This is a genomic window from Colwellia sp. BRX9-1 (assembly GCF_014077195.1).
In the GTDB taxonomy this organism is placed as follows: Bacteria; Pseudomonadota; Gammaproteobacteria; order Enterobacterales; family Alteromonadaceae; genus Colwellia_A.
Window position 1 is genome coordinate 69088 of the sequence record NZ_JACGVM010000017.1, and the last position, 12202, is coordinate 81289.

At 38.0% G+C, this 12202-nt stretch carries 10 protein-coding genes; 3 read left to right on the forward strand and 7 right to left on the reverse strand.

Annotated features, from left to right (window positions below; all coding sequences use genetic code 11):
- Positions 1-96: 96 nt before the first annotated feature.
- From H4J76_RS14990 to H4J76_RS15005, 4 genes are all read right to left on the reverse strand, one after another.
- Entirely contained in the window at positions 97-495 is a 399-nt protein-coding gene (locus H4J76_RS14990; protein WP_070373558.1) for a type II toxin-antitoxin system HicB family antitoxin, read from the reverse strand.
- Positions 496-1002: 507 nt separating this feature from the next.
- Entirely contained in the window at positions 1003-2406 is a 1404-nt protein-coding gene (locus tag H4J76_RS14995; protein WP_182221933.1) for an alkaline phosphatase, read from the reverse strand.
- Positions 2407-2434: 28 nt separating this feature from the next.
- Positions 2435-3616, reverse strand: coding sequence for an endonuclease/exonuclease/phosphatase family protein (locus tag H4J76_RS15000; protein WP_182230896.1), 1182 nt, complete (start codon positions 3614-3616; stop codon positions 2435-2437).
- A gap of 54 nt (positions 3617-3670) precedes the next feature.
- Positions 3671-4315, reverse strand: a complete 645-nt coding sequence (locus tag H4J76_RS15005) for a TetR/AcrR family transcriptional regulator (protein WP_259367747.1) — start codon at positions 4313-4315, stop codon at positions 3671-3673.
- A 662-nt stretch (positions 4316-4977) separates the two neighbouring features.
- On the opposite strand from H4J76_RS15005, the gene H4J76_RS15010 reads away from it, so the two are divergent.
- The 3 genes from H4J76_RS15010 to deoA all read left to right on the forward strand — a co-directional run bounded on the left by H4J76_RS15010 (position 4978) and on the right by deoA (position 10011).
- A complete protein-coding gene (locus tag H4J76_RS15010; RefSeq protein WP_182230897.1) occupies positions 4978-8118 on the forward strand; it encodes a TonB-dependent receptor in 3141 nt (1046 codons plus the stop codon).
- A 159-nt stretch (positions 8119-8277) separates the two neighbouring features.
- Positions 8278-8697: a cytidine deaminase gene (locus H4J76_RS15015; RefSeq protein WP_070373562.1), complete on the forward strand. Its 420-nt coding sequence runs from the start codon at positions 8278-8280 to the stop codon at positions 8695-8697.
- A gap of 12 nt (positions 8698-8709) precedes the next feature.
- Positions 8710-10011 (forward strand): thymidine phosphorylase, encoded by a 1302-nt coding sequence (gene deoA / locus H4J76_RS15020; protein ID WP_182215185.1) that lies wholly within the window; start codon positions 8710-8712, stop codon positions 10009-10011.
- Positions 10012-10117: 106 nt separating this feature from the next.
- Here deoA and upp read toward each other — a convergent pair whose 3' ends face one another.
- The 3 genes from upp to deoC form a co-directional block, all read right to left on the reverse strand.
- The gene (upp, locus tag H4J76_RS15025; protein ID WP_182230898.1) at positions 10118-10744 is read right to left on the reverse strand and encodes a uracil phosphoribosyltransferase; all 627 of its coding nucleotides are present in this window, start codon (positions 10742-10744) and stop codon (positions 10118-10120) included.
- A gap of 80 nt (positions 10745-10824) precedes the next feature.
- The gene (locus tag H4J76_RS15030) at positions 10825-11400 is read right to left on the reverse strand and encodes a thymidine kinase (RefSeq protein WP_070373565.1); all 576 of its coding nucleotides are present in this window, start codon (positions 11398-11400) and stop codon (positions 10825-10827) included.
- Between the two features lie 24 nt (positions 11401-11424).
- Complete coding sequence (deoC, locus tag H4J76_RS15035; RefSeq protein WP_182230899.1) at positions 11425-12198, reverse strand: deoxyribose-phosphate aldolase; 774 nt, start codon at positions 12196-12198, stop codon at positions 11425-11427.
- Positions 12199-12202 lie beyond the last annotated feature (4 nt).

Here is a 12202-nt window from a genome sequence, read left to right on the forward strand (position 1 = left end):
ACAACTAATCTTGCAGTGTTTATCACCATGAACCTTGTTAAGTCTTACTCTTTCTTATTTTTCCATAATTTATAAATAATAATTCAGGGAAAACTCTTATTTATTTAACTCACTGATACACGCGCTTGCGATAAAGCCGGAACGTGTTTTATAAGTTGAAGACTTACTGACTCGGTTATCAATTTGTTTAATCAACAACTCCGGTAAGGTGACATTGATTTTATGACTTTTCCCTAAATAGGGTGTTATATCGATATCAAGAATACACCAAATAACATTTGGATAGGCTGTTAGATGATTTTCAATCGTTGTAGCGTGTGGGATGGCTTCACCATATTCGGCCAATATAGAAAGGTGTGCAGCGATGCTGTCATTAATATTGTTTAAAGAGACATCAATACTCTCACCATTACCTACACAACCGGGTAAGTCAGGGACGTATGTTTTGTAGTTTTCAACGCCAATTATTTTCTTTAATGCGATAGGGTATTTCATTGTTTTTGCCTCTTTAATTAACGCCCTTAAGTGTAACTCCAGCAACCCCGAATAGCAACAACATAACAACCCTGATAACTCCTTACTTAGCCGCTTGGTAACCCCAGTAACTCCTGCGATTACCGCGAGGACAACCCTAGTAACTCCAGCTGTGTTACGAAGTGATTGGTCACTTAGCACTAGACACCTTGAAAATAAGGAAAGTGATAACGAGTTAAATTTTATCGTTATAGATAGTCAAGAATGCTTTAACGAAGCTAATACAGGGGGGTTGGGGTTACTTTGATTAAGTTGTTTGAGGGAGATTAACAAACAACAAAGGATTTTTAGCGACTCTTTCTAGCTGAATTATTCACATAAAGTAAGGTAGTAAAGGTATGGATAAACGTTTAATCAATAAAATATTTATTGATGAGATAAAGAGGTTTTATAGCAGGGAGTGTAGTTTTTGAACACAAAAAAAACGGCTAATTTTCATTAGCCGTTGTTATATTATTAACGTGGAGGTTACTTTTTACCGAGTAATAAAAATATTTGTTTAGCTACGTCGGTATTATCAACCTTGCCCTTTAAGACTTCACTGCTTTTACCTAGTGTATGTAAAGGAACATCAATTGCGGTGTGGCCGCCTGATGTCCAGCCAGTGTTTGTTCTAATATCTATAATGTTTTTAATTGCACTTGATATGATGTTATTCATGGTGGGCTCTTTAGTCTTTAGTTTTTCTTGTTCATCAAGTGATTTGTAAGTAGCAATTTCCTCAACTGCAAATATTTTCGCCGCTTCAATTTGTTCAACTTCGTTATTTGTTACATCGAAGTTAAGCAATTTACTTAATTCTTGTTGTGTTATTTGGCTGTTAGCTAACTGTTTAGCTATTGTGCTTGGCGAACTTTTCATTGTGCGTAAAACTTCAGGGTGCCACTCATACTTGCCACGTGCACCAACGGTTAAACCACCCGTACTATGATCAGCTGTTAATATAACTAACGTATCAGGGTTTTGTTTTACGTACTCTTCTAAGTACTCCATCGTTTTAGCTAAATCTGACATTTCAGCCATCGCCGTTGCTATATCATTAGAGTGACCAGCCCAATCTACTTGACTAGCTTCAACGAGCATAAAATAACCTTTACTATTTTCTAGTTGTTTAATTGCAACTTTAGTCATGGCGGATAAACGATATGGGTCACTATCATCTAAGGCTGACGGTAAACCAGTATCATCAAAAAGACCAATAACAGGCATATCTGCTTTAAGCGTGTTTAAGGCGTTGTAGTTATCAATATACTGAAATCCTGACGCTTTAAATTCTTCAATTAAATTTCTATCTTCACGTATAAAGTATTTCCAGCCCCCCCCAAAATAGACATCTGCTTTTATACCGTTATCTATATAGCTATCAGCAATAGCATTATAATTATTTCTGCTTTCATTATGTGTTAAATATCCAGCAGGGGTCGCATGATTTATTTGTGATGTTACGACAACACCTGTTTTTTTACCTTGTTTTCTGGCAAATTCAAGTACAGTTTCAACGCTGTTTTTATTCACGTCTAAAGCAATTGCGCCGTTGTAAGTTTTATAACCCGTGGCAAGTGCAGTAGCACCAGCGGCGGAATCAGTGACAACACCAGAAACACTTGCCGGATAAGTACTAGCTGAGCCAACAAGTAAACGGTCAAATACTGTTTCTTCTACAATGTCAGTTGTTGGGTCGTCGTTAAAGTATCGGTACGATGTTGTATAAGCGGGACCCATGCCATCAGCTATCACCATAATGATATTTTTTGGTGAAGGAATATTCTTAGCTGTCTCTGTATTTAAAAGCATTGCTGTTGAGTCATTATCAATCGTTTGACAGGCTGTTAATGCAAGTATAATGCTAACAGCAGATAGGAGTTTTTTCATTTTTATCTTCTTATATAAGTGTTAATAATTAATAAGGGTTGGTGATTATTTCAGATGACTCTTTAGTCTTCAGTAACAGGTCAATCCATACCATACGGTGATCGGAAGATGCTGCTCTGTTTTTTATTAACCTAAAAGTCTCTTCATTTTCTGTTGGCCAGTAAACACCTGATTTTTCAATAACTAATCCATATTTCGATGGTAACGCGTAATCGGCTCTCATTCGCCAGGAGGCCGTATGGTAATTTGCATGTTCGTTATTTTTACTGTGCTGTTTTCCCCCTTCGCTTTGGGGTAATGCATCTTGAATTTTATCATTATTTAGTAAGCTTGATATGGCCGAATTTAACGCATCACCCTCAACATTAGATGCATTAAGATCACCCAAAATAACAAAAGGTTCAAGGGATTTCAAACCTCCTTTTTGACCCTTGTCATCGTAAATGTATGCTGATTTTTCTGGCGAAATGTAATCATCCCAAAAACGAATTTCATCATGATTACGGTTACCATTTCTATTTTCTGGACCATCAAATATCGGCGGTGTAGGGTGGCTTGCTAAAATATGAACGACTTGCCCATTAACCTCAACCGGAATATCCCAATGAGATTTAGAAGATAAACGCATGTTTTGCCAAGCTTCATCACTAAACCAAGATGTCGAGGTTTTAGGATCTAAAGGTTGCAGGGCGTTAGGCATATCTCGCCACTTAAAGTACTGGAAGGTACGAATAGCGTCACTATTAATTGGGTACTTTGACAAGAGTACCAAACCAAAGTGACCTGAAAAATGTCCGTAACCAAAACCATCACCCGGCAAAACACCTTGTTTACCGTCGCCATCTAGATCATAGCCTGAATTGACACCCGTATTAACGGGTCCTTGATAAAAATAAGGAAAATCAATTTCTTTTTGTCCATTTTGGCTTTTGTTCAAATAACGTTTAATGAAAGTCTTTAGGGCGTGGTGTTGGTTATTGTTGCTATTATCTTGATTATCAAATTCATTCAGTAAAAGAATATCTGGGTTATTACGCTGAATAATTTCTGCAATATTTTTAATTTGTTGATGATCACTGTCTATGGCTATTTGCAGGGTGTTATTTGAAATATTAGTCGCCTCAGAACTCAGCGCAGACTGATAGTTTAAAGCCTCCATACTTACATTAAATGTTGCTATTTTAAGAGGCTGTGCTTGTGTTCTACTCATATAAGTTAGTGCTAATGTTAAGTAATAGGTTAAGTGTCGATGATTATATCAACGTTAGTGCAAACCGCAGCCACGTAAAATCATGTCAGTTAGAAAAGCGATGACATCTTCAACATCTTCATCTTCGTAATCCGCTCTATTCATAATCGTTAAAATTTGTGTTTCAAAATCGGCATAGTGTTGAGTTGCAGACCAAATAAGAAAAATTAGATGAGTCGGGTTAACATCGCGCATTTCGCCATTATCTATCCATTGCTGGAATAGTTGTGCTTTCTCTCTCACCCATTTTCTTTGATAGGTACGAGCAAAATCTTTCAAATGTTGTGCACCTTGAATAATCTCCATGGCATATATCTTTGAAGATTCAGGGTGTTTAAAAGACATCCTTACTTTTGCTTCAATAAATTTTTCAATAGCTGCTTTAGGACCGTCTTCAGGATTTATATCACCTATGCCTTCGTCCCACATTTGTAGGGTATGTTCTAGTACGGCATGGTATATATTTTCTTTATTCTTGAAATAATAAAGTATATTAGCCTTAGGTAGGCTTGCTCTATCGGCAATGGATTGTACCGTAGCGCCTTTATACCCTTGTAAAACAAATTCTGTACTAGCCGCTATTAAAATCTTGTGCTGGCTTAGTGCGCGAATATTCCCTGTTTTTTTTATTTCTTTGTTATTTTTCATTAAGTTGCTCAATATTTAAAATGCATAAATAAAACATTTTTAAGTTAAATTGTTATTATAATTTTACTTTAATACTATCTGTTGACCAAATAGTTAACTTTTATGGTTTGTTATACTTATCTTTATTTTATCATTGATTTAAATCACTAAATGCCATTTTTCAATGAAATTCTACTATAAATGTTTAGCCATTTATATGAAAGGGAACTTTAGTGCTTTAGTTGATGTTTTTAATTTCTCTATATAAAAACATTTAGTTAAATAATGAGTATTAATTGGCTTAAGGCCATGTATATATGGCTAATTGTTTATTATGGTTTGTTTTTTATCTAAATTGGCTCACTAAGCTTATAACTAAAAAGCCTTAAACCTGTTTATAGATAACAATATCTTATATAAAGGCCATCTTCGTTATTAATATAAATGATAGTCATAAGCTTAAGATGCATCCCGTTGTTTATTAAGGCTTTTTAAAATGCTTTTCTGGTTGATTTCTTTTTAATCACTAACAGATACTATTTGAATTTCAAAAACTCTGAAAATATGTAATGAAAGTGTAATAAAAATCTGGTCTAATTTCATCCGAAATTAAAAACAGAGCAACTGGTTAAGTTTTTTGGTTGCTAAAAAAAAATAATTCGTAAACACTTAAAAACGTAATCAAGGAATAACCGATGAACACTCAACGTCTCTCACTTATTTCAAGTGCAGTTATTTTTGCACTTGGCTTATCGACTTCTGCTATGGCAAACGATACCTCCTCCGCTATTCGAGGTAGTATTGAAAATTCAGCGGGTGCTATTTCAGTTAACGCAAAAATTGAAATTATCCACGAACCTTCAGGCACAAAAACGCTTACCACTTCTAACGACGCTGGTAACTTTTCAAGTAAAGGTCTTCGCGTAGGCGGTCCTTACACGATTAAAATCACTGGCGAAAAAGGTGTTACTGTTTACAGAGATATCTTTTTAACACTAGGTGATACCTTTCGTTTAAATGCAAAACTTGAAGCTGCAGACGATGTTGAACGTATTTCTGTAACAGGTAGCAAGATTTTTTCTAATAATATTGGTAGCAACAGTTATTTTGGTGCTGATGATATTGTTAATGCTCCAAGTTTCGACCGTGATATCAAAGATATCGTTCGTAACAACCCTCTAGCCGTTTTATCTTCTAAAGATGGCGAGTTAAGTGTTGCCGGTACTAACCCAAGATTTAACAGCATCAGTGTTGACGGTATTAGCCAAAATGATGACTTTGGTTTGAATGCCAATGGTTACCCTACAACGCGTTCACCTATTTCTCTTGACGCGATTGAACAGGTAACTATCGATGTTACTCCTTTCAATGCAAAAGACAGCGGCTTCCAAGGCGCTAAGATTAACGCAGTAACAAAATCAGGTACCAACGAGTTATCAGGTTCATTCTTTTATGAAACTCAAAATGACGGCATGGCCGGCACACCTAAAAATGGTACAGACGAAGCACCATTAGATTTTGATGAAACAACTTTTGGTGCAACCCTTGGTGGCGCTATTATTGAAGATGAATTGTTTTTCTTCGCTTCATACGAATATTACGAAGCAACATCAACTGTTGAGTGGGGACCAGATGGCGCTAACGTACCTAACTCTGCTGATGCCAGCGTTGCTGATGTTTTAGAAGTACAAAGAATTGCTCGTGAAGTCTACGGCGTAGAGCCAGGCGAATGGGATTTATCTCCTAAAGTAGACGATGAAAAATTATTGTTGAAACTCGATTGGAACATTAACGATGATCATCGTTCAGCGTTTACTTACCAATATACTAAAGGTAACAGTACACGTAACCAGTCTACTTATGGTGGCGAATTACGTTTATCATCACATTGGTATGACAGAACTGAAGAATTAAACAACTACGCGTTTAAACTTTATTCTGATTGGAATGACGATTTTTCAACTCAACTTAGCCTAACTTACCTTGATAACCCAACAACTCAAGCTTCATTAGGTGATTATTCTGACACTGTTATTCAAGCTGATTCTGGTGATATCGCAATTGGTGCAGATCACTCTCGCCATTCTAACGATTTACATAAAAAGACTTTTATCATGGCTATAGACGGTGATTACCTAGTTGGCGATCACAGTTTAACTTTTGGTTACCAGTTTAAGCGTTTAGACATTTTCAACTTGTTTTTACAAAACACCAAAGGCGATTACCGTTTTGGTAGTATTGAAGACTTTGAAAATAAAGTGGCAAACAGAGTTATCTACCAAAATGCAACGAGCTTAGATCCAAATGACGCAGCCGCTTCATTTGTTCGTGACGAGCATGCTTTTTACATTCAAGATGAATGGATGTTCAATGACGATATTACTATCGACATGGGTTTAAGATACGAAATGTTAGCGTCTAGCGACATACCTACCTATAACGAACAATCTCAAGCACGTACAGGTTTTGACAACACAGACAACTTAGACGGCACGGGTATTTTCTTACCACGCTTTGGTATTAAGTGGGATGCAAGTGATGACCTTATCGTTCGCGGTGGTGTTGGTCGTTATTCTGGTGGTCAACCAACAGTTTGGGTATCTAACTCTTATTCAAACCCTGGCGTTGGAATTGGTGAAGTTTTTGCAAACGGTACCTTTGAAAATGTAGATATTAACGGTCCACGTCAAGAAGATAAAGACACAGTAGCTAATTCAACCACATTTGCTGGCACAAACTTTGTTGATCCAAACTTTGATTTACCTTCTGATTGGCGCTACCAGATAGCTCTTGATTACCGCTTCGATATTCCGGTATTAGGTGAAGACTTTTTATTAACCACAGAATACTTATACAAAAAGTCAGAGAATACTGCTTTTTGGCAAGACGCAAGTTTGTTGGGTGACGAAGATGGCACGACAGCAGATGGCGGTCGTACTATCTATGATGATGCCGATGGTTCAATTACTGACCTAATGTTAACAAATGCCGGTAAAGATGGTCGTTCTAAAATCTTCAGCGTTGTTTTGAACAAAGATTGGGACAGTGGTGTTAGATTAACAACGTCATACACTAACCAAGATGTAACTGATGCACACACAAGTACAAGTGCTACAGCAGGCAGTAACTTTGGCTATAATACGGTGATTAACCGTAATGACGCTGTAGTAGGTCGTTCTGGTTTTGAAACAGAACACAGATTTGTTGTTAACTTAGGTTATGAAACTGAATTTGTTGCGGGTTACAAAACTAATATCAACTTGTTCTTCGAACGCCGTTCAGGCAAGCCAGTAACTTTCTATGCTGACGGTACTGACGTAGATGGAAGAAGTGGCCCAGGTCGCGACCCTTATGGTTTATTAAGCCCTGGTACTACTAACGATTCGTTCTTACCTTATATTCCTACACCAGGTGATACTAACGTTGTTTTCACTTCAGCGGAAAATGAAGCTAACTTCTTTGAAGCGATTAACGACTTAGGTTTAGATAAATATGCCGGTGGTTACTTACCAAAAGGCGTAATAACTACTCCATGGGTAACAACACTTGATTTAAGCATTCGTCAAGAAATCCCAGGGTTTAAAGAAGGCCACAAAGGTATGGTTTACTTAACGGTTGATAATCTATTAAATCTTGTAGATAGCAGCAAAGGTAAAGTATACGGAAGCGACTTCGGTACTCAAGAGTTAGTTGAATTTACTGTTGACCCAGCAACAAGACAATATGTATATGGCCGTTCTATCTCACAAAATGATGATGGTAGTTACGCAGACAATAAATTTTATACGACTGATTCTGCATGGCGTATAAAAGTGGGTGTTAGCTACAAGTTCTAACCACACTGTAATCTATTGAAATATAAACCCTTTAGTTTGCTAAAGGGTTTTTTTTACAAAAAATTTAGCCATGTAAGTGATACCTTAAATGCATTACTTGACCACTTGGTCAGCTATGGTATTCTCATAGGTCTACATTACTCTTGAATTTTTACAATAATGAATAAAAATACCATAGAAATACCTGCAGAATTAAAAGTAGCCGCTAAAGAAGCTTATTTAAAAGCTTATGCGCCTTATAGTAAGTTTCATGTCGGTGCTGCGGCTTTAACCACTTCCGGTACGATTGTCCAAGGGTGTAATGTTGAAAATGCCTCTTACGGTTTAACTGTCTGTGCAGAACGAAATTGCATAAGCCATGCTGTGATAAAGGGTGAGCAAAGTTTTCAAATGATCGTTATATATACCGAGCAAGAAAAAATGACACCTCCGTGTGGCGCTTGCCGACAGGTTATTGCTGAATTTTTTGAACAATCAGCACCTGTGATAGCGTTTAATCACAAAGACAAACAACAAGTGTGGAGTGTCGCTGAGCTTTTACCTGATGCTTTTACGCCAAAATATTTATTGGACATTTAAGGATATCCATCAATGATATTACCCCAAGAAATTATTCGCACTAAGCGCGATGGTAAAATTCTCAATCAAAGCCAAATTCACGATTTTGTTAATGGTTTAGTTGATGGTAGCTTTTCTGACAGCCAAGTCGGTGCAATGGCGATGGCAATTTTTCAGCAAGGATTATCGGTTGAAGAAAAAGTAACGCTCACCACCGCCATGATGAACTCGGGTGATGTGCTCTCTTGGGAGGGCTATGATGCCCCCATCGTTGATAAACACTCTACGGGTGGCGTAGGTGATAAAGTCAGCTTTATGTTAGCTGCTATTGTTTCTGCGTGTGGCGCTTATGTGCCAATGATCTCAGGGAGAGGGTTAGGGCATACCGGAGGTACATCAGATAAATTAGAAAGTATTGCCGGTTTTAATGTAGAACCAACAATTAGCGAGTTTAAGCGAATTGTTAAAGACGTGGGCGTAGCCATTATTTCTCAAACAGATAATTTAGCGCCAGCAGATAAACGCCTTTATGGTATTCGTGATGTGACCGCGACGGTTGAATCTATTCCACTGATAACCGCTTCAATTTTATCTAAGAAACTTGCAGCAGGTCTTGATACTTTAGTGATGGATGTCAAAGTGGGTAATGGCGCGATGATGTCATCTCTTGAAGATGCTAAAGCGCTTGCCGATAGTATTTCTAGTGTCGCCAATGGTGCAGGGGTTAAGACTCAAGCGATCATTACTGACATGAATCAGGTATTAGGCACCAGTGCTGGTAATGCCATTGAAATGTATGAAACCGCTAAATATCTGACGGGTAAACAACGCGAACCTCGTTTACATAAAGTCGTTAAAACATTAGCCTGTGCGATGCTTGTGAATTCGGGCTTAGCCAGCGATGAGCAAACCGCTTACCTTAAAATTGACAAAGCCCTTCATTCAGGTCAAGCAGCTGAAATATTTGAGCGGATGATAGCGGCGTTAGGCGGGCCAAAAGATTTTGTTGAAAACCCATGGGGCTCAATGAATAAAGCGGCCATTATTATGGAAGTTAAAGCCAGTCAACATGGCTATTTAGCTCAAATGAACACTCGAGATATTGGTATGTCAGTGGTGGGATTAGGCGGCGGCAGAACTGCGCCAAAACAAAAAGTTAACCACAGTGTTGGCTTCGATAGAATTTTACCGCTTGGGGTTCAGGTTAATAGTGGTGAAGTCATCGCTCGTGTACACGCCAAAGACGAAAATTCAGCGCTGTTAGCCGCAGAGCAATTTAAACAAGCGATCACTTATTCTGAAGAAAGTCCTGAATTACCACCGGTTATTTATTAAATAAGGCCGATATAAACAAAGCAGTTATAGACAATGCCGATATAGGTAATATCTTGCTAACTAATCACTTATTAAAAAAGTGATTAGTTTAAGCAAGTCGCATTAATTACAGCGTACCAAAGATTTTATCACCGGCATCGCCCAGACCCGGTAAAATATAACCTTGTTCGTTAAGTTTCTCATCTATCACACCAATCGTTAACGTGACATCAGGGTGAGCATCCTCAAGCAATTTTATACCTTCAGGGGCAGCGACCAAAAATAGTGCAATGATTGTTTTACATCCCGATGCCTTTAATAGATCTATGGTTGCTAATGCTGTGCCGCCAGTCGCTAGCATAGGATCAATAATAATCGCTGTTCGACTTTCTATATCAGAGATAATATTCTCGTAATAACTTTCTGCCGCTAATGTGTCTTCATTACGTTGTATACCGACAACACTTATTTTTGCACACGGCAGTATTGACAGTGAGCCTTCAAGCATACCTAAACCGGCACGTAGAATGGGTACCAGTGTGGGTTGTTTATCAGCAAGAGTTGGCACTGAAATTTCGCCAGACCAACAAGTTAATGGGATATTTTTAATACTAAGGTGTTGAGTGGCCTCAACCGTTAATAACATTGATATCTCTTTGGTTAATTCTCGAAAGGCTTTAACTGAAATGTTATTATCGCGTAGTAAACTGACTTTGTGTTTAACCAGAGGATGAGAGCTTTCAAAAACTGACATGGAATATTCCTTGTTTTTTAAAGGTATAGAGGAAATTTAGCTGAATATATTGTTAGCAACAAGTGCTTTAATCTAGATATTTACCAGACCAATTGTTTAAAATGGGCTCTGCATAATGGCTCATAACGTTCATTGCCGCCCACTTCTACTTGTTGACCTACTTTTACAGGTACACCATTTTCATCTTGTCTGATAACAAAATTAGCTTTGCGGCCACAATGGCAAATTGTTTTTAATTCGACTAACTTATCGGCCCAAGCAAGCAGGGCAGCGCTGCCTGAAAAAGTTTCACCAAGAAAGTCAGTTCTTATCCCGTAGGCTAACACGGGAATATGTAAGAGATCGACAACATCCGTTAACTGCTTAACTTGTTCAGTTGACAAAAACTGTGCTTCATCAATCAGTACACAATCTATTTTAGCGGCTTGATGTTTATCTTTTATTTCAGTAAACATATTGATGCTATCATCAAATAAGAAAGCATCTGCGTCTATACCTAAGCGCGAAGCGACTTTGCCTTTGGCGAATCTGTCATCAATTTGCGCCGTATAAATTGCGGTAGTTAAGCCGCGCTCACGATAATTATAAGACGATTGCAGCAAATGAGTAGATTTACCCGCATTCATTGATGAATAATAAAAATACAGTTGTGCCATGAGTTACTTCTTTATCAAAGGAGATCAGTAGTTAGTTGCTGAGGTATTTTCTGTGCTGTGTCCTAGTGTGTCAAGTAAACTGTTAAGTAAGCTACTTGCACCAAAGCGAAAGTGGTTATTATCAGCCCACTCACTGCCTAAGATACTATCGGCTAAAGCAAGATAAACGGCTGCATCTTCTGCGTTTTTAACACCACCTGCGGGTTTAAAACCGACATTGATATTTTTGTTTTTTATCACTTCAAGCATTATTTTTGCGGCTTCTGGTGTTGCATTTACCGCAACTTTCCCCGTTGAGGTTTTGATAAAGTCAGCACCGGCATTAATAGCAATTTCACTGGCATGTTCAATCAACGCAGGTGATTTAAGCTCACCCGTTTCAATAATCACCTTCAACTTAGCAAATTCACCACAAGCTTGTTTACACACTTTGACCATATCAAAACCAATCGCTTCATTACCTTCCATTAGAGCTCGGTAAGGAAAAACTAAATCGACTTCGTCGGCGCCGTATGCGACAGCGGCTTGTGTTTCAGCTAATGCGATATCTATATCATCATTACCGTGCGGGAAGTTAGTGACGGTAGCAATTTTTATCTGTGGTGTTTGTTGCGCTTTTAACGTCTTTTTTGCCAAAGGCACAAAGCGAGGAAAAATACAGATAGCAGCAGTGACGCCACCGATAGAATTTGCTTGTTGACACAAGGTTATAATTTCTTCTTCTGTTTCGCTATCGGTTAAACTTGTCAAATCAATTAACGAAAGTGCGCGTTGAGCGATGGCTTTAAGGTCAGACATAACG